This window comes from Salinibacterium sp. dk2585 (assembly GCF_008001035.1).
In the GTDB taxonomy this organism is placed as follows: Bacteria; Actinomycetota; Actinomycetes; order Actinomycetales; family Microbacteriaceae; genus Homoserinimonas.
In genome coordinates, this window is record NZ_CP042856.1 from 858,577 (window position 1) to 876,628 (window position 18,052).

Sequence of the window (18,052 nt, forward strand, 5' to 3'; positions counted from 1 at the left end):
CTGTGGCGTCCTACGGCTTGACTGTGTCCAACCACTTGTCCTGCCACGCCGAGAAGCTGTAGTTCTCACTGATGTGGGCCCATGCAGTCATGCCGCGCTGTTCACGGCGTTCGCTCGATTCCCGCAGTAGGGCCGACATGGCGTCGAACCACTCGTCCTCAGTCTCGGGAGCGAGACCATCGGCGCCTGCGAGCACCGGCCGATTTGCCCCTACAGGGCTGCCGACGAGCGGAAGCCCGGCGGCCCCGTACTGAAGGAGTTTGTATGCACACTTGCCACGTTCCCAGTCGGTGTCGTCGAGAGGCATGATGCCGAAATCCGCTCCGGCGAGATGCCGAGCGAAGTGCGGATCCCAATCAACCCGGTCAACGATGCGATCAAGGGAACCCAGACTTGCTGCTCCGGCACTGATCATGGTTAGCCGCAGACCGGTCAGGCTGTTGATTCGCAGAAGCGCGCTGGAGATCAGGTCAAGATAGCGCTCCGTGCTTGGAGAGCCGAGCCAGAGGGCGCGAGGAGTGGAAGAGAGGTCATAGTTCGTTTTGCGTGGGTAGCTCGCCGGGTCGACACAACTCGGAATCACCGAAACGTTGGGGTTGAAGGCTGCCGCCGAATCCGCGAGGAACTCATTACCTGCGACCACGGTGTCTGCCGCAGACACAGCCTTTCGCCAGATCAGCGGCTTCGGCCACAAGGCAGTCGCTGCAGAATGCGGAGCCAGCATCAGCGCGTCATCGAAGTCGTAGACACCGTGACGAGCCGCTCTCAGAATACGATCCTCTATGCCCCCTCGGCTGAAAGGGCTCGCCTGCCGTGACAGTAATACGGTGTCATCGGCTACCCTCCGCGGGAGCGCGCGTAAGCGTAATTCAGCTGTTGCCACGCCCGGTAGCTTCCTCACGAGACTGGACAGTCGATTGTCAGATCCAGAAACGTACGTCTCCATGGAACGCGGCTCGAGCCCGAGCCAGTCGAGCCAGTCGAACACGCGCACACGCGCACTCCCTGCCATGCGCCCGTAGGCGGTCACCGTGTACACCAGACGCTCCTAGTCGCGGCGGCTGCTTGACGAGGCTGCGCGCCTGTGGTGTTCAGCGCTGTCAAGGAAGTCCAGAAGTCGTTGCCACACCACAGTACGGGCGAAATGACTCACCACGTCGCGGCGCCCATTCTCCCCGTAAGCCTCGCGGACACGCTCGTCGGCAAGTGCCTTCGCGAGCGCGTCTGCAAGCGTTTCGGGGTCTCCCGCTTTGCATAACCACCCTGTTGCACCGTCCCTAACGGAATCCACTGCACCAGTGGCATCCGTCGTCACGACTGGAAGGCCCATCGCGGCTGCTTCCAGGACTACGTTTGGGAACCCTTCCCGAAGAGTCGGAAGACACAGCACGTCCATCACCGCGTAGTAGTCACGAGGGTCTGCGACATGCCCCGTCTGAATCGCGGCGTTGAGGCTCGCCGTCTCCGCGCCTGCCGATTCATCTATCCCGCCGACAAAGAGAAGCTGGTGCTGGAGTCCGCGCTTCTGCAACATCTCGCTAGCCGCGGCAAGAACTGACAACCCCTTGTCCTGATTCAGGCGCCCCACGAAACCGATTACCGGGCCCCCGTTCTGCAGTCCTAAGCTGCTTCGGAGTTCCGCTTCCCGAGTTTCAGATACCGCGTCCGGGCTGAAATGCGAGACGTCGACGCCGTTGGAACTCCCGCGGCCCAACACCACGACCTTCTCCTCTGAAGCCAAGCGGAGCTCAGTGTAGCGCCGACGCAGGCTAGAGCTGACCGAGAGAACATCGGTAGCAAACCACGCCGAGGCCTTTTCGAGTATGAGGAGGACGCGACGCGTAAAACCGCGACTCGTCTCAAGACGGAGGCCTCGCAGATGGTAGATCCTCCGAGGTACTCGACAGATGAACGCACTGAAGCCACCAAGAAGACCGGCTTTCGGCGTCCCGATGAGTGTTACGTCTGGTCGAACGCGGCGCATCACGCGGATCCAAGCAACGAGTGCCCGTAGATCGGCCAGAGGAGCAGGGTCGCGCCGCATGCTTACCTCATGTGTCTTGATCTTCGGCCCCAATGAGGCGAGTTGGGGTCCTGGACTTGTGACGATATGAACGTCCCAGCCCTCGCTGGCCAAGAACTCGGGGAGGCCTCGCATCAAGACGAGCGACATATCGGACGTGACGCCTATCAGCACGCGGCGTGGTCGACGACTCACGGCGATGCTGTCTCAGGAGATAGACCGAACCATCGGATGGTCGCGTCAAGTCCCTCGTCCAAACTGACTGGTGTGACCTCAGGGAACAGTTCGCGCACGCGGCGCCCGTCCGACTGTGACGCGCGGACATCTCCGACCCTCGCATCAGAGTGCTGCACGTCCAGCGATCGTCCAAGAATTGCTTCCATCCGAGACACGAGTTCAAGAAGCGTCGTGTTAGTGCCGAACGCAAGGTTCACCGGGTCGTTGGAATATACGATCCGTTCGACGGCGGAGGTGATGACAGCACACACAGTGCCCACGAATGTGAAATCTCGCGACTGCAGACCATCCCCATGGATGGTCAGGGACCTCCCGTTGCGAGCTGCATCGAGGAACTGCGGAACAACAGCGGCGTAGGCGTGTCCCGCGGCCTGTCCTGGCCCGTAGACATTGAAGAAGCGAAATGCAAGATTCTTCATGCCATAGGAGAAGTTGTATGCCAGCGGATAGCCTTCAGTCGCTTGCTTGCTCACCGCGTAGGGACTCATGGGACGCGTCCATTCGAACTCCGACTTTGGCAGCGCGGGGTTGCTCCCGTATACAGAACTCGAGGAGGCGACGATCACTTGTTGAACGCCGTGAGCGCGAGCAGCTTCCAATACATTGAGCGTGCCGGTCGAGTTCGCTTCATGCGTGGGTCGCGGGGCGGCGACGGATCGGGGCACGCTCGGGATGGCACCGAGGTGGACGATCGAGTCCACACCCTCTGCCGCCCGATCCAGGGCTTCAAGGTCAAGAATGCTGGCCTCGATGAAATCGGCGTCAATGCCGTCCAGATTGCTCCGAAACCCGGTGCTCAAGTCATCCATGACGCGCACGGACCACGCTGGTCGTGTCGCATTGATGTGCCGAGCCAGATTCGATCCAATGAAGCCGGCGCCGCCGGTGATTAGTACTCTCATCTCTTCCATTCTCGTTCAGCGAGCTGGGACGCCCCTAACGATCCTTCGCTCAGCAACGTTCCGCACGACGCACGCTGCTGCGCCCACCGTGCTATCGGCTCCGACCTGCAGGCCCTGCAACACGACAGCGCCGGCACCGATAAGCGATCGAGAGCCAACAGTGACGTTGCCAGAGATGATGGCGCCCGGATTGACCGAGACGTAGGCGCCGAGTGTCACATCGTGGCCGATCGTTGCGTTGGGATTGAGGTGAACACTACGGCCGAGAGCGACGTTGGTCGACACCTGCACTCCTGAGCAGATGACGCTGCCCGCGCCTATCGTGGACACGCTTCCGATGACTGCGTTCGGATGGACGAGGGTCGCCAGCTCGACACCAAGCGCGAGGATCTCGTCGGTGACAGTCGCGCGAACGTTCGGAGCGCCTATCGAGACGACAAACCGTGCCCCACGTTCTGCAATCGTCGACACGTCACGTCCCAGGTATGCCACGCCGCGCTCCTGGAGGCGATCACGGTTGAACTCACTGGGCCCGGAGTCCAGCACGCCGAGAAGGTCGAACAGCTGCTCCCGCCGATTGATCGCATCGATGACATCCAGAGTCTCGCGCCCGAAGCCCCCGGCTCCAACAACGATGAGTGGTTGGGTCATCAGGTTTGGTCCCCCCGGTCGCCTCGGAACTCTTCCATCGTGGCGTTGCCGTCGGATGTGATCCCCTCCCGTCGAAGCACCGTCGCGACCGTTCGCGCGATAATGGAGAGGTCCAGTGCTAGAGAACGTCGATCAACGTACTCGACGTCAAGATCAAGACGCTCGGTCCAAGTGATGGCGTTTCGTCCGGAGACCTGCGCGAGTCCCGTGACACCAGGCCGGACCTCGTGTCGCCGCGCGTGATGAGGGGAGTACCTCTCTAGATAGGAGACGAGCAAGGGACGCGGGCCGACGATGCTCATATCCCCCTTGAACACGTTGATCAGAGAGGGCAGCTCGTCAAGACTCGTCGACCGCAGGCGGCGTCCGAATGGACTGAGTCGCTCGGCATCCGATTCCACGCCTTGCCCGGGGGAGGCGTCGCGCATGCTGCGAAACTTGTAGAGGGTGAACACCTGCCCGTGCAGACCGGGTCGAGGCTGTTTGAAGATCACGGGCCTGCCCAAGTCCCGTGCGACGAGAGCCGCGGTGACAGCCATGATCGGCGACGCCAATACGAGAGCGACGCCCGCGATCAGGATGTCGCCGCACCTTTTGATCACGTCGTACGGTTTCCTGGCCACGTTCACTTCTCCAGGAACGTAGAGATGCGGGCAAACACCCGCTGAATCTGCGACTCGGTCAATGCCGAGCCGCTGGGAAGCGTGAGGCCGGACCCAAACAGTTCCGCTGACGCTCCGGTGACATAGGACCTGCACGCTGAAAAAACCGGCTGCATGTGCATGGGCTTCCAAAGAGGGCGGCTTTCGATATCGTCGGCACCGAGCCAGGCACTTAACTCGGAAGGCAACCACCCCGTAGATTCGGAGTCCACCAGGATCGACGTCAGCCAGAAATTGTCTTCTGCATCGGTTTCGCCTCCGAATATCGACACACCTTCGATGCCAGCGAAGAACGCGCGGTACCTCTCGCGGAGTTGCCTGCGGCGTGCGATCATCTCGTCGAGTCGCGCGAGTTGCGCCCGGCCAAGAGCAGCAAGGAGATTGCTCAATCGATAGTTGTAACCGATCTCCGTGTGCTCATAGTGGAGAACAGGCTGCCTTGCTTGCGTGGCGAGGTAACGCGCGCGCAACGCCAGCGGCTCGTCATCGGTCAGGAGCATTCCGCCGCCGGACGTGGTCATGATCTTGTTGCCGTTGAACGACACCGCAGCGGCGACGCCGAAAGACCCAGCGGGCGACCCGTTGTGAGAAGCCCCGAGGGACTCCGCCGCGTCGGACAGAACCGGAACGCCGTACTCATCGGCTAACAGCATGATGCGCGAGTAATCGGCCACCTTGCCCAGGAGGTCAACGGGAAGGATCGCGACGACCCTCTCGCCACGTCGTGCGAAGTCGCTCAGCGCCTCCTCTAGAAGGTCGACGTCCATGTTGCCACTTCGGATATCCGAATCGATAAACACTGGTTCGGCGCCTACATAGCGGATCGCGTTCGCTGTCGCTGCGAAAGTCATCGACGATGTAAGCACGACGTCGCCGGGCTGGACTTCCATGCCCAGCAATGCCAGATGCAACGCCGCTGTGCCTGAGCTCAGAGCGACTGCGTGACGACGTCCCGTTCGATCCGCGATCTCACGTTCGAACGCGTCAACGTCGGGCCCGAGCGGCGCTATCCAACCCGAATGGATGGCGCCAACGATCGCGTCTTCCTCTGCCTTGCCGACATCCGGCGAAGACATGTAGATCCTCTCGCTCATGGCAGCTTCACTCCGCATCGTCGCAACCACTCTGCCCTGTCGAGGTGATCCGGTGCTAGCGCCTCGACCCGAGCGTGCGAGATCTTCGGGTGACGCGGACGGGCGTCCGATTCATTCTCGCCGAGGAGCTCCTCATGAAGCTTCTCGCCCGGGCGGAGACCCGTGAAGACGATCTCCACGTCCTTACCCGACATCTCGATCATTCGTCGAGCGACATCGAGAATACGCACCGGCTCGCCCATATCGAGAATCAGCACCTCACCCGGTTCTCCGATGCCGCCCGCCTGCACCACGAGTTGGCACGCCTCCGGGATCGTCATGAAGAAGCGTGTCACGTCGGGGTGTGTCACTGTGAGAGGGCCACCGGCGGCGATCAGGGAACTGAAGGTCGGCAGCATCGAGCCGCGACTTCCAATCACGTTGCCGAAGCGCACAGAGAGATACCGCCTACCGGTCTCTTCTGCCGCCCACGACGTCAGCTTCTCGGCGACCCGCTTCGAGTGGCCCAGCACGCTCGTGGGGTTCGCTGCTTTATCGGTCGAGATATTGACGAAGGTGACCACTCCGACGCTTCGTGCTGCGTCCAGCACGTTGAGCGTCCCCAGCACATTCGTCTGCCATGCCTCTTCTGGGTACTGCTCGAGCATGGGGAGGTGCTTGAGAGCCGCAGCGTGAAAAACGACCTCGGGGCGACGATCCGCGAAAATGCGCAAAAGTGTATCGCGATCGCGAATATCCGCCAGGATCACGTTCTTGGTGTCCAGCAAGCCGTGCCCATCGACCGAGAGTTGAGACGATTGAAGGCCGGATTCGTCTCGGTCGAGCATCATCAATTCGGCGGGCGAGAACTTCGCGATTTGTTGCGACAGGACGGAGCCGATGGACCCGCCTGCGCCCGTGACCAAGACGCGCTTGCCCGTCAGGTAGTCCGCAATGGACTCGACATCCGTGTCGACCGGGTTTCGGCCGATCAGGTCCTCGATCGAGACTTCCTTCAGATCCTTCAGCCCGGACTTGCCGTCGAGGATATCGCTGAGAAGCGGAAAGACGAGCATTCGCAAGCCAGCTTCATCAGCTTGGTCTTTGATCTTGCGGATCAGTGTCGAGTCCGCGCGTCCGATGCACACGATGAGCGTCGTGGCCTCGCAGTCTCGCGCGATTTTCTGGAGTTGGGAACCGGGGCCAAGCACCGGTACGCCGCTGATCGAGAAGTTGCTCTTCGCCGGGCTGTCGTCGATTAGCCCGACCGGGAGATAGCGTGACGTCCGCGTCGTGAGCATTTGTGGGATGACAAAGTTCGCGAGGTCACCCGCTCCGTACACGAGGGTGTTCTCGGCAGCATCGGTAGGCTTCAACTTGCGCTCCCAAAGGAGCCGGCGCATGTACCGTGCACCGCCCATGAGGACGAGAGCCATCGGCAATGCCACGAGAACAGTGCTTCTGGGGATCTTGAAGAGTGTCCCCGCGACGAGGACGGGAATAGCGATGATGAGCGCTGTCGTGGCTACAGTCACGGCGAGTGCCCGGACCTCATGGAACGAGCCGATGCGGTATCTGCCGCGGTAAAGATTGAAACCCCAACGCCCGAGAGCAAACTGAAGAGCCATCGCGACCACACAGAGGATCACGATAGACGGGACGAACACGTTCCTGAGTGCGAATTCATATCTGAAGACGGCGGCGAAAGCCAGGGATGCTGACCAGGATGCAGCATCGAAGACGTACTGCCCGCCGATATTACGACGCACCGCGCGGGCACGTGCGCGAAGTGTGGCCTCAAGGGTTGGTGAACTCATCGCAAACGATCATTCCACGTTGCGAGGCGGGAGACCTGCCACAGCGGTGGTGTCGCGTCCAGTGAGCGTCATGAGATTCGCCAATGCGAGCGGTAGAAACAGAGCCCAAACGTGCCCAGGTGCCTGCAGATAGGGATTCGTGGCGTTAGCAATGAGCATTGAGAGCCCCGCAACGGAGGTCACCGTGAGCGAGGGCAAGAGGGCAGGGGCGCTGGCGGCGGCTCTCTTGAGTAGGATCGCCGCCAGACACGCAAGCACCCCGACGAACAACACACCGACAAGCCCGACGTTGAAGAGGAAGAGGTGGTACTGCAGTTCGAGCACCCATGGGCGTTCCGACGTTCGCGAATAGTCCGGCACGCGCGCGCCGAAACCAGCGCCGAACACCGGGTTCTGTTGCCACGCCTGGATGAGCTTCCAGGCTTGTTCGGAGCGGATGGATTGATCGACACTGCCACTTCCGGTCGGCCCCGTGAGGAAAGCGCGTACGGAATCCAGTGCCCGGACCACCGGTCCAAAGGCTGCAATTCGCGGCGCCAAGGTGATCGCAAGGACGCTCGCCACACTGCATGTGGCCAGGAAGGCAACAATCAGTTTGGGCGAGAGTCGGACTGGGGTGGAAACCGGTCGCGGACGCAGGACTGCGTTGACAATGAGGCCGAGGAGCGGGGCGGCGACGATCACGAGCACGATCGCTTCGCGGCTGGAAACGAACGCTGCCCCAGCAGCGAGCAGTGCGCAGACCGCCCGTACTCCCCAACGGGGTAGTAAATCGTCTTGTCGGACTAGGAGTGACGCGGCCCACATGGGCCCCAACGCCGCGAGCGACGAGAGTCCATAGAATCGAGCCTGGCTTGAGCCGCCCCCGAACGTTGCGCCGAGGCCGGTGGCTTCTTCTAGCCACTCCGGAACCAACTGTGGAATGCGCTCGGCTTCGCCCCCGACAAACAGAAGGATCAATACGCCAATCGCGATCGTGGACACTGAGGCGGCGCGGAAGAACCAGAAGAGCATCCGCTGAGTTGTGGCAACTGCGCATAGTAGGTAGAGGACCGGAGCGGCGAAGTACACCAGCACGGTGAATACCAAGCCGGGGTTCCCGGGCCCGATCAACGTGCCGTAAACGCCTAAGAGTCCAAGGACGACTGCAATCGCCAACAACTCGCGCGAGACGGCCGGCCGGCGGACCCAAATCGCGAGCAACGCGAGCGATCCGAGACCGAAGAACACGCTGTAAAGGATGGCGTTGTGAGACACCGGCCGAAACATGATGTACGCGATCGCGACAGCAGATAGTCCCACGGCCAACGGGCCGCATCGCAGCAGCCTAGATCGAAGTCGTTCTTGCCTCGTCATCGTGTCGAGACGTTCCTACCGGCGGCGTGCGAACGCATCGACGCCGTTCGTTGAAACGTCTGCAAGAACCCAGCCGACGACCTCGGTGCCAGCAAGGGCGAGAGTGTCGGCAGCAGTGGCGAGTTCCGCCGTAGTGGTTCTACTTTGCGTCGCAACGACGATCGCATGATTCGCGGCGAGAACTTGCTCGTCGATGTCCCTCCGAGCTGGATCGGCGACGGTGGCCGGGATCCCGACGTGCTCGGCGAGTTCCATTGCGATGCGGCGCCCCTTTCCATCGCCGACCGAAAGCACGATGTCGGCTCTGATAGCTGTCGCTTCCTGAAATACGAGCGCGATTCTTCTGACGTCCTCGGCCTCGTTCTTTTTCGTCACGATGCCCAGGAGCGGTGCGGAGGCAAAGCGCTCCAGTTCGGCAGGGCCATAGACGCGAGGGGAGACCCACTCCCTCACAAAAATGATGGCGAGTCCAAGGAAGAACGCGGCCAGGATGCCGAAGCCAATCACAAGGGGGATGTTCGGTGTGTGCATCGCGGTGGGTTCCGCGGCTCTCTGTACCACCTGAACATCGATGAGGACGTCAGTATCGCGGCGCTCCACGCTGAGCACTCGTGCCATCTCATCGGCGATGCCGTTCGCGATCTGAGCTGCCTCGGTGCGGTCTGGCCATTCGACGATCAATTCGATGATCGCTGTGTCCAGCGCGGAAAGCGCTGTGACTGCTCGCGCGAGTTCCCGACTCGTCACAGCCAAGCCCAGATCATCAATAACGGGATCCAGGATAGCGTCCGTGGTGGCGAGGCGCTTGAAAGTGATCGTCTGGTAATTGGCGTATGCCGCCGCTTGTTGCAGCGCGGGCTTGGTCGCGTCGTCCGGGAGGCGCGGCTCAACATGGATGAGCGCCGAAGCTTGGTATGTAGTAGGCGCCGCGAGGGCGTACGCGCCTGCAGCCACGAGTGCGACGAGCAGCGTAGCGACGAGGATGTGGCTTCCGCGGGCAATGGTCCGGATGATCTCGCTCAGGGTCACCGCATTTACAGTAGTTGCTCTGGAGTACCTTCGCGCACCCTCTCGGCAACCGGCTCGCGTAGCCGTCGATTGGTAGACTCCCGAAGTCCGTCTTCCGACCCGAAAGGCACCCATGCCCAAGCTCCGACCGGGTGTCGTCTCCGTCGTCCTCGTTAACTTCCGAGGCGCCGACGACACGATCGAGGCCATCGGACACCTGGGCAAGCTCGACTGGCCACAGGAGCGGCTTGAGATCGTCGTCGTGGAGAACGGTTCCGGCGACGACAGCGCTGAGCGCATCCGGGCCGCCGCACCCCACGTGAACCTGGTCGTCTCGAAGACCAACGATGGCTTCGCCGGCGGATGCAACAGGGGAGTGGCTGCCTCCAGCGGCGAGTACATTGCGCTCCTCAACAATGACGCACGCCCGGACGAGAAGTGGGTGCGGGCCGCCGTCGAGAAGTTCGAGACTTCCGAGCAGATCGGCGCGGTCGCAAGCCGCGTGCTCGACTGGGAGGGCGAGAAGGTCGACTTCATTGGCTCGGCCATGACCTGGTACGGCATGGGTTACAAGCCGTTCACGGCAGAGCCGATCCCCAAGACCCCGGATGTGCCGCAGGACGTGCTCTTCGGCACCGGCTCCGCGATGTTCGTGCGGCGCGAGGTCTATGACGCCCTCGGGGGCTTCGACGAGCGCTACTTCATGTTCTTCGAAGACGTCGACCTTGGCTGGCGGCTCAACCTGCGTGGCTGGCGTTACGCATACGAGCCCGCCTCCCTCGCCTATCACAAGCACCACGCGTCGATGGCGGAGTTCGGCCCCTATAAGGAGACCTACCTCCTCGAGCGCAATGCCCTCTTCACCCTTTACAAGAACCTTGAAGAGGATGGCCTGCGCGAGGCGCTACCCGCCGCCACGATGCTCGCCATCCGGCGGGGCATCACGCGCGCGGGGCTCGACTCCACGGCATACGACCTGCGCAAGCCCGGGGGAGACGACAGCGACACTGACACCGTCTCAAAGCAGGCGGTCGCGGCGATGTTCGCGATCGACCAGCTCGTCGAGAACCTGTCGTCGCTGCGCAAGAGCCGCGACGAGATCCAGACCACGCGCACCGTGAGCGACAGCATGCTCTGGCGCCTCTTCGGCCACGTCGATGCGCCGGTGTACCAAGAGGAGAAATATCTCGACGGCTACACCGACATCGTCAGCGCCTTCGACGTGCTTGAGCCCACCGAGCGCACGCGCGTCGTGATCGTGACCGGCGACCCGATCGGCAAGAAGCTCGCCGGCCCGGCCATCCGCGCTTGGAACATGGCAGAGCTGCTTTCGCACGACAATGACGTCTGCCTCGTCACGCTTTCCGGCGCGGAGGAGATGGACGCCCCCTTCCGCATCGAGCACGTGCGCCCGGGAGATGACGGCAAGTTCGCGCCGCTTGAGACGTGGGCGGATGTCATCGTCTTCCAGGGGCACGCGATGGCAGTGTTCGACTCCATCCGCACGAGCTCCAAGATTCTCGTTGTCGACATCTACGACCCCATGCACCTTGAGCAGCTCGAGCAGGGGCGCGAACTGCCTGCAGCCCAGTGGACGCAGCAGGTGGCGGATGCGACGGAGGTGCTCAACGAGCAGTTGCAGCGCGGAGATTTCTTCCTCTGCGCATCCGACCGGCAGAGAATGTTCTGGCTCGGCCAACTGGCCGCCCTGGGGCGCATCAACCCGCTCACGTACGACGGCGACCCTGACCTCGACGGACTCATCAGCATCGCGCCCTTTGGGCTCTCCGCGACGCCGCCCGTGCACGAACGTGACGTGCTCAAGGGCGTCATGCCCGGCATCGGCCGCGACGACAAGGTGCTGCTCTGGAGCGGCGGCCTCTACAACTGGTTCGACCCGAAGACCCTCATTCGCGCTGTTGCGGACCTCTCGGAACGTCGCGAAGGGGTGCGCCTGTTCTTCCAGGGCACGAAACATCCGCACCCCGGCGTGCCCGAGATGCGGATCGTGAAGGAGTCCCGTGAGCTCGCGGCGGAACTCGGTGCCCTTGACTCCTCGGTCTTCTTCAACCCGTCGTGGGTCGACTACGCCGACCGGCAGAACTACCTCACCGAGGCGGATGCCGGCGTCAGCACCCACTTCTCGCACATCGAGACGACCTTCTCCTTCCGCACCCGCATCCTCGACTACCTCTGGGCTGAGCTGCCCATGGTCGTCACCGAGGGTGACCACTTCGCAGAACTGATCGCCGCCGAGAACCTTGGCGTCGTCGTCAAGGCCGAGGATGTCGCGGGGCTTTCGGCCGCGCTCGAGCGGGTGCTCTTCGACGAGGAGTTCATCGCAGAAGCGAAGGCCAACATCCGCCGGGTGCGCGAGCGGTACTTCTGGGAGGCCGCCCTCGCACCACTCGTCGACTTCGTCGCGGACGCGAAGCACGCCGCCGATCACCGCGGTCTGACCGCCGCCCAGCTTGCCGCGGCAGCGCAGGGCCGCAAGCAGCGCCGCCGCTCCGGGCTCATGCACGACATCGGCCGCGCCGCCTTCTACTTGCGCACGGCCGGCCCCTCCGCCGTCGTCGGCAAGGTGGCGAAGCGCCTGCGAAGACGTTGACCCCAGCGCACTCGAATCCACAACACCCCAACTCAAGGAGAAACCTCTTGGCCGCCACTGATATCGGCACAGTACTCGTCACAGGAGGCGCCGGCTTCATCGGCTGCGCCCTCTCGCAGCGTCTTGCCGCACGCGCGGACCGCTGGGTCGTGCTCGACAACCTCCACCCGCAGGTGCACCCGAGCGCCGAGCGACCGGCTGAGCTCCACGAGGCCGCCGAACTCGTGCTCGGGGACGTCGCTGTCTCCGCGGACTGGGACTCGCTGCTCGCCGACGTGAAGCCCGACATTGTGGTGCACCTGGCCGCCGAGACGGGAACCGCCCAGTCGCTGCACGAGGCCACCCGGCACGCCGAGGTGAACGTCGTAGGCACGACCCAGATGCTGGATGCCCTTGGTCGCGCCGGTCAGACCCCGCGCCAGTTCGTGCTCAGCAGCAGCCGTGCCGTGTACGGCGAGGGGGAGTGGAAGCGCGAGGACGGCTCAGTCTTTGCCCCCGGACAGCGTTCACACGCGCAGTTCGAGCGCCAGGAGTGGGACTTCGAGGGAGCAAAGCCCCTGCCCAGTGAGGGTTCGCGCACGCGTCCCGCGCCCACGAGCGTCTACGGCGCGACCAAGCTCGCGCAGGAGAACATCCTCTCGGCGTGGACCTCATCGCATGACGTGGCCCTCAGCATCTTGCGCTTCCAGAACGTGTACGGCCCCGGGCAGTCGCTCATCAACCCCTACACGGGCATCGTGTCGCTCTTCTCTCAGATGGCGATGCGCGGCGAGTCCATCCCCGTTTACGAAGACGGCCTGATCACCCGTGACTTCGTCTACATCGACGACGTTGCCGCATCGCTCGAGACCGTAATCGGTGACCTTGAGACCGGGGCGACCCCGTTCGATGTCGGCTCCGGCGTCGGCACCACGATCCTGCAGCTCGCCCAGCACATCGCCGACTTCCACGGCGCCCCCGCCCCGCATGTGACCGCCCAGTACCGCGACGGCGACGTGCGCCACGCCGAATGCACTATCGAGCGCACCACGAGCGAGCTCGACTGGAAGCCCGAATGGTCGGTGGAGCGGGGCATCGCCAGCCTCCAGCAGTGGATCGCCGCCCGAGTCTGACCACACGATGAGCGGGGGAGAGAGCCGGCCGGTCGCCGCCGGCAGGTCGACAGGCGCGGGGGGCGCGACACAGATCGTTGCGGCCACCGTCATAGCCGGCATCGCGGGCTACCTCGTCACCTGGCTCGTCTACCGCATCGTCGGCCCCGCTCCCTACGCCGTCTTCGCGATCTTCTGGGCGACCATCTACCTCGTCGTCGGTGCGCTCTCGGGCATCCAGCAGGAGATCACAAGGGCGACGCATCCGATCGTCGTCGGCAGCCGCGCGCGCGCGAGTCGCTCGCGTGACTTCGGCGTGCTCGTCTCCGGCGTCGTACTCGTGGTGACGGTGGCGAGTGCCCCGCTGTGGGTCGACGCGGTCTTCCCCGATGAGGGATGGAGCCTCGTGTGGCCCCTCGCCGTCGGGGCGGCCGCCTACGTGCTGGTCGCGACCCTGAGTGGCACCCTCTACGGGGTGAGCCAGTGGCGTTCGCTCGCCCTCATGATCGGCATCGACGGGGTCCTTCGCCTGTTGCTCGTGGGTGGGATGCTCATGCTGACGCACGATATCGTCGCCCTCGCCTGGGCCGTGGCCCTGCCGTTCCCGCTCGCCGTCATGCTGCTGTGGCCCGTCATCCGCCGCGGTGTCGTCGGCCGCACCGACATCGACGTCGGGTTCGGGCGCCTCTCCTGGAACGTCGCGCGCACCATGCTCGCCGCCGTGTCGACGGCCGTGCTCGTGAGCGCCTTCCCGCTCCTGCTTGGCGTCACCTCCCGGGGTGCCGACGCGGCGCTCGTTGGCGAACTCGTCTTCACCCTGACGCTGACCCGGGCACCGCTTGTCGTTTCCGTCATGGCGCTGCAGGGTTACCTGATCGTGCAGTTCCGTGAGCGGGTGCAGGGCTGGGTCGCGTTCCTGCTCCGGTTGATGGCGGCCCTGCTCCTGGGCGGCGCGATACTGGCCGCGGCTGGCTGGTGGCTCGGTCCCGCGGTCTTCGGCCTCGTCTCCGGCGCACCCGTGACGCTCGGGGGCGATGTCATGGCAGTCATGGTCGCCTCGTCCATCCTCGTCGCGGCCCTGAGCGTGAGCGGCTCGGCGGTGCTCGGCCGGGGCGGCCACCTCGCCTACTCAACCGGATGGCTTCTCGCTGCGCTCGCGACGGTCGTGATCATGGCACTGCCGATCGACGACATCGTTTTCCGTGTGTGCACGGCGACACTCGTGGCGCCGCTCGTGGGGCTCGCGACGCACGCGGCATGGCTGCTCGGGACAGCGGGATGGATGCCGCGCCGCACCTCCAGTGAGGTCCTGCCGTGATCCGCATGCAGCGACTGCGCTCAGGCCGCAGTGTTTGGCCGTCGGTGATTCCGGCGCTCTTCGCGTTGCTCGTCTTGGCCGCCGCAGCCGCCACGCTTTTCGGCCTTCCGCTCTGGCCTCTCCTTGCCGCCGCGGCAGTGCCGTGGACGGTCGCGGCATCCGCTCGAATGGGCTCCTTCGCGGCCATCATGGGGGCGGTCGTCGCTACCCTCTGGCTCGTTGTTGCGGTCCTGATGCTCTCGCCCCTGACTCCCGTGCCGATGCACACTGCCGTGACCGCCGTGTGGACGCTGGTCGGGCTTGCGGGGGCGGCCATGCATCTGGGTCGGGATGTCGCGGTCGCCCGTCCACGCCGCACCACCGTCGTCACCTGGGCGCCCGCCGCGCTGGGCGGCGCCTTCTGGATCGCCCTGTCGCTGGTGAGCGCCCAGCTGCCGGGGGCCTCACGATTGGCTCTCGTCGTGCACGGCGATTCCGCCAACAACGTGCTGTTTGCCCGGAGGGTGCTCTCGGACAACGGGATCGCGGCCGGGCCGGAGGAGAACCCCGTTCCTCTGCCAGCGGCGCTCCTCGCCCTCGCGCTGGCGCCCGGTCGCTCGGCCATCGAACCGGGGGAGCTCCTCCGCCACGACCTCACCGCGTTCACGGGTGTGTGGGCCATGGTCATCGCCGGAGTCTGCCTGCTGGCCGGTGTGCTTGCCGCCGCGATCACCTCCAGGGCGGGTGGAGGCGACCTGACCGTGGCGGCGGTTGGAGCGGTTGTTTCCTTCGTACCACTCAGTTGGATCGTGACGGGGTACCCGCTCGAGTTCGGCTTCTTCAACGCCCACATCGCACTGCTCGTCGTCCTAGCAGCGTTTGCGGGATACCTTGTCGAGGAGCGAAGTCCAGCCCACTCCCTCGCGCTCCTGTGCCTGACCGCGACGCTCCTTCTCACGGTGTGGAGCCCCTTCGTGCTGCTTCCCGCCGCACTCGCGCTCGTCGTGTTCCTCAGGCACCGCCGCACCCTGCCCTCGGTGCGGGGCTGGTCTGCGGTTTTTCTGCTCGGATCCTTTGCGCAACTCATGCTCTACGGCCTGTTGGTCGTGCTTCCCAGCTTCCTGGCCCTCTCCGGCTTCCTCTCCGCGCCCGGCGGTGCCCACTCGGTGCCCCGATGGATTCTCGGCGCCGTCATTATCTGCACGATCGTGCTGGCGATCGCGGCCTTCAGGAGCCCGCGGCATCCGGTGGTCTTCGGCGTCGTCGCCGTTTCCGGGGGCGGCCTTCTCGGCTTGGCCCTGCTGCTGTTCATTTCCCGGAACGAACCGACGCCGTGGACGTATTACCCCCTCAAGTACATGTGGCTGATCACTGTCGTCATGTTGCTTCTCTCGCTCGGCGTCGTCGCGGCGGCGATCGTGCATCGAATCGGGCGAAGGCCGTTTCGCATAGTCGCCCTCCTCGCTGCAGCGACTCTGCTGTTTGCGTTCGTTGACTGGGTGCCAAAGCCCACGACGCGTGAGCCGCAGGCCGGACCGGTTGTGAAGCTGTTGCGTGGCGAATTCCTTGGACACGGGGACGAAGTGGTCGATGAGATCACGAGGCTCGCTGACCCCGGGCAGTCCCACGTGCTCTGGCGTTCCGGTTCAGCACACGAGGGCACCATCAACTTCTGGCTGATGCAGATGTGGGCAGATTCCCTTGAGGGCGACAACGAGCTTCGCAACGCCGCCTACGGCCTGTATGACATCAACCAGGTTGCAGACCTTTGCAGGATCATCGACCTCATGGATGGCGGCACGATCGTGCATTCCGCGGACGCCGGGCTCGGCGCGGAACTCGCAGGCGCCTGTCCCGAGGTTGGGGCGGTTGTCGTCAGTCGGTGAGCGCGCGGGGTCGGGATGCCGCGATCACCCACGCGACGCCGCCAGCCAGCACGACAGCGAAGCCAAGCAGTGACGGCCAGAGCCCACCCGGAGGCACCCAGTCGGCGGCCGTGAACATGTCCGCCCAGCTGGCGTCGAGTCCCACGCTGTAGCGCCGCAACGCGGTCGCGAAGGCGTGCAACTGCGCGGCAGCCCACACGACCGTGACGGTGACGAAGAGTCGCCGCAGCGGTGAACCGGCCGCAGGCAGCACGTCCGAAAGGACGGTGGCAACGCCGAGGGCGGCGCAGACGAGGACCGGCAGGATGTAACGGCCCTGCCAGATGATTCCGCCTCCCGTGATGTAGACGGCCTGCATGAGGGGAGGCAGCGCGACAGTGGCTCCCACGAGCAGCACCGCAAAGATGAGCGCGCGTCCCTTGAGCAATGCTGCTGAAAGCAGGAGCAGCCCGCCCATGAGCGTGGCCCACACCCCGAAGACGAAGAGCGGAGAAGGGGTGTCGAGCCAGCCGAAGATCCCGACGGCGCCCTGCAGGTAGTCGATGGTCGCCTGGAATGTCCACCAGGCGCCGTAGTACCAGGGCGCGCCGACCCCGGGAGCGATCATCTCCGTGAGCGGATCGTCGACGGCGGCACCGAGCGAGTTGGTGCCGAGCAACCACGCCGCAGCGGCGATGAATGCGATGGCGACACCTGCGATGACCAGTAGCACAGCTCGCCTGCGGAGGAGCGTCATCAGCTCGTCGAGTCGCAACAGGACGAGGGGTACCAGTAGCGCCACGACGAGCCACAGGATTGACAACCCCCGCATGTTCCCCGCGACGGCGGCGCCCGCGAGCACGATCGCCGCGCTGGGCCCGATCGGCAGGTGTCTCTCGCGGATGATGGTCAGCATCCCCGTAAAGGCGGCGAGGGTTGCGGTGATCTCCAGAGCATTCGGATTGACCGTGCCACCGAGGAAGAGCACCATCGGGGTCGTCGCGACCGCGAGTCCGATCAGCGGAAAAATGCGGCGTCGCCACGACCAGACAAGCCCGAACGCGAGAGCCAGGAAGCCGGAGACGACCACCGCGCTCGCCAGCCGCATCCCATAGATGCCCGTGCTATCGCCGAAGAGCAGTGAGGGCCATCCGCTCAGCAGGTAGTAGAGCGGGTTATAAAGTCCAGCCGTCGTCGAGCCCTTGACGATCTCGTCCGTCGGAGCAGGCACCTCGGGGGCGCAGTCTGCTTCTTCGCGACCATCGAAGGCGTAGCAGGTCTGGGCGTGTGTATGAGAGACGTAGCGGGGCACATCGACGATATGGCCGAAGCTTCCCCGATCGCCGATGAACTCGCCTCTCACGACCGAAGCGGCCTTGATGAGGTGCGCTGGCTCATCGGGTGCCGCGCCGATCGGGGTCGCGATGGCCCACAGCGACATGAGAAGGCCGATGACCAC

The 18,052-nt window shown here is 64.1% G+C and carries 14 protein-coding genes; 4 read left to right on the forward strand and 10 right to left on the reverse strand.

Translation table 11 applies throughout. The features are described from left to right. Positions 1-10 precede the first annotated feature (10 nt). The 9 genes from FVA74_RS04050 to FVA74_RS04090 form a co-directional block, all read right to left on the reverse strand. A complete protein-coding gene (locus tag FVA74_RS04050; protein ID WP_147720560.1) occupies positions 11-1,039 on the reverse strand; it encodes a glycosyltransferase in 1,029 nt (342 codons plus the stop codon). Between the two features lie 9 nt (positions 1,040-1,048). Further along, positions 1,049-2,173, reverse strand: coding sequence for a glycosyltransferase family 4 protein (locus FVA74_RS04055; protein WP_147720562.1), 1,125 nt, complete (start codon positions 2,171-2,173; stop codon positions 1,049-1,051). Positions 2,174-2,214: 41 nt separating this feature from the next. After that, the gene (locus FVA74_RS04060; RefSeq protein ID WP_147720564.1) at positions 2,215-3,162 is read right to left on the reverse strand and encodes an NAD-dependent epimerase/dehydratase family protein; all 948 of its coding nucleotides are present in this window, start codon (positions 3,160-3,162) and stop codon (positions 2,215-2,217) included. 15 nt (positions 3,163-3,177) lie between these two features. Further along, entirely contained in the window at positions 3,178-3,813 is a 636-nt protein-coding gene (locus FVA74_RS04065; protein WP_147720566.1) for an acetyltransferase, read from the reverse strand. After that, the gene (locus tag FVA74_RS04070) at positions 3,813-4,436 is read right to left on the reverse strand and encodes a sugar transferase (RefSeq protein ID WP_147720568.1); all 624 of its coding nucleotides are present in this window, start codon (positions 4,434-4,436) and stop codon (positions 3,813-3,815) included. Before FVA74_RS04070 ends, FVA74_RS04065 begins: the two co-directional genes overlap by 1 nt. 2 nt (positions 4,437-4,438) lie before the next feature. Continuing rightward, positions 4,439-5,569, reverse strand: coding sequence for a DegT/DnrJ/EryC1/StrS aminotransferase family protein (locus tag FVA74_RS04075; RefSeq protein WP_147720569.1), 1,131 nt, complete (start codon positions 5,567-5,569; stop codon positions 4,439-4,441). Then, positions 5,566-7,365, reverse strand: a complete 1,800-nt coding sequence (locus FVA74_RS04080) for a nucleoside-diphosphate sugar epimerase/dehydratase (RefSeq protein WP_147720571.1) — start codon at positions 7,363-7,365, stop codon at positions 5,566-5,568. The genes FVA74_RS04075 and FVA74_RS04080 overlap by 4 nt, the downstream gene beginning before the upstream one ends. Before the next feature lie 9 nt (positions 7,366-7,374). Continuing rightward, positions 7,375-8,595 carry a hypothetical protein gene (locus FVA74_RS04085; RefSeq protein WP_147720573.1) on the reverse strand — a complete coding sequence of 407 codons (1,221 nt, stop codon included), beginning with the start codon at positions 8,593-8,595 and terminating at the stop codon, positions 7,375-7,377. Positions 8,596-8,736: 141 nt separating this feature from the next. Beyond that, positions 8,737-9,750: a YveK family protein gene (locus FVA74_RS04090; protein WP_168220045.1), complete on the reverse strand. Its 1,014-nt coding sequence runs from the start codon at positions 9,748-9,750 to the stop codon at positions 8,737-8,739. Positions 9,751-9,862: 112 nt separating this feature from the next. Between FVA74_RS04090 and FVA74_RS04095 the strand changes: the two genes are divergently transcribed. Genes FVA74_RS04095 through FVA74_RS04110 form a run of 4 tightly spaced genes read left to right on the forward strand, consistent with a single transcriptional unit; the run spans position 9,863 to position 16,614 of the window. After that, complete coding sequence (locus FVA74_RS04095) at positions 9,863-12,340, forward strand: glycosyltransferase (protein ID WP_147720576.1); 2,478 nt, start codon at positions 9,863-9,865, stop codon at positions 12,338-12,340. Positions 12,341-12,387: 47 nt separating this feature from the next. Next, positions 12,388-13,452 carry an NAD(P)-dependent oxidoreductase gene (locus FVA74_RS04100; RefSeq protein ID WP_187266461.1) on the forward strand — a complete coding sequence of 355 codons (1,065 nt, stop codon included), beginning with the start codon at positions 12,388-12,390 and terminating at the stop codon, positions 13,450-13,452. A gap of 7 nt (positions 13,453-13,459) precedes the next feature. Beyond that, positions 13,460-14,749, forward strand: coding sequence for a hypothetical protein (locus FVA74_RS04105; protein ID WP_147720578.1), 1,290 nt, complete (start codon positions 13,460-13,462; stop codon positions 14,747-14,749). Then, positions 14,746-16,614 (forward strand): hypothetical protein, encoded by a 1,869-nt coding sequence (locus tag FVA74_RS04110; RefSeq protein ID WP_147720580.1) that lies wholly within the window; start codon positions 14,746-14,748, stop codon positions 16,612-16,614. Before FVA74_RS04105 ends, FVA74_RS04110 begins: the two co-directional genes overlap by 4 nt. Here FVA74_RS04110 and FVA74_RS04115 read toward each other — a convergent pair. Then, entirely contained in the window at positions 16,604-18,052 is a 1,449-nt protein-coding gene (locus FVA74_RS04115; RefSeq protein ID WP_147720582.1) for a DUF2142 domain-containing protein, read from the reverse strand. The genes FVA74_RS04110 and FVA74_RS04115 overlap by 11 nt on opposite strands.

What these genes read in the sequence shown, in the direction of transcription:
- FVA74_RS04055 (WP_147720562.1), bottom strand. Translation starts at nt 2,173, where the DNA reads ATGTCGCTCGTCTTGATGCGAGGCCTCCCCGAGTTCTTGGCCAGCGAG.
- FVA74_RS04060 (WP_147720564.1), bottom strand. Translation starts at nt 3,162, where the DNA reads ATGAGAGTACTAATCACCGGCGGCGCCGGCTTCATTGGATCGAATCTG.
- FVA74_RS04065 (WP_147720566.1), bottom strand. Translation starts at nt 3,813, where the DNA reads ATGACCCAACCACTCATCGTTGTTGGAGCCGGGGGCTTCGGGCGCGAG.
- FVA74_RS04075 (WP_147720569.1), bottom strand. Translation starts at nt 5,569, where the DNA reads ATGAGCGAGAGGATCTACATGTCTTCGCCGGATGTCGGCAAGGCAGAG.
- FVA74_RS04080 (WP_147720571.1), bottom strand. Translation starts at nt 7,365, where the DNA reads ATGAGTTCACCAACCCTTGAGGCCACACTTCGCGCACGTGCCCGCGCG.
- FVA74_RS04095 (WP_147720576.1), top strand. Translation starts at nt 9,863, where the DNA reads ATGCCCAAGCTCCGACCGGGTGTCGTCTCCGTCGTCCTCGTTAACTTC.
- FVA74_RS04105 (WP_147720578.1), top strand. Translation starts at nt 13,460, where the DNA reads ATGAGCGGGGGAGAGAGCCGGCCGGTCGCCGCCGGCAGGTCGACAGGC.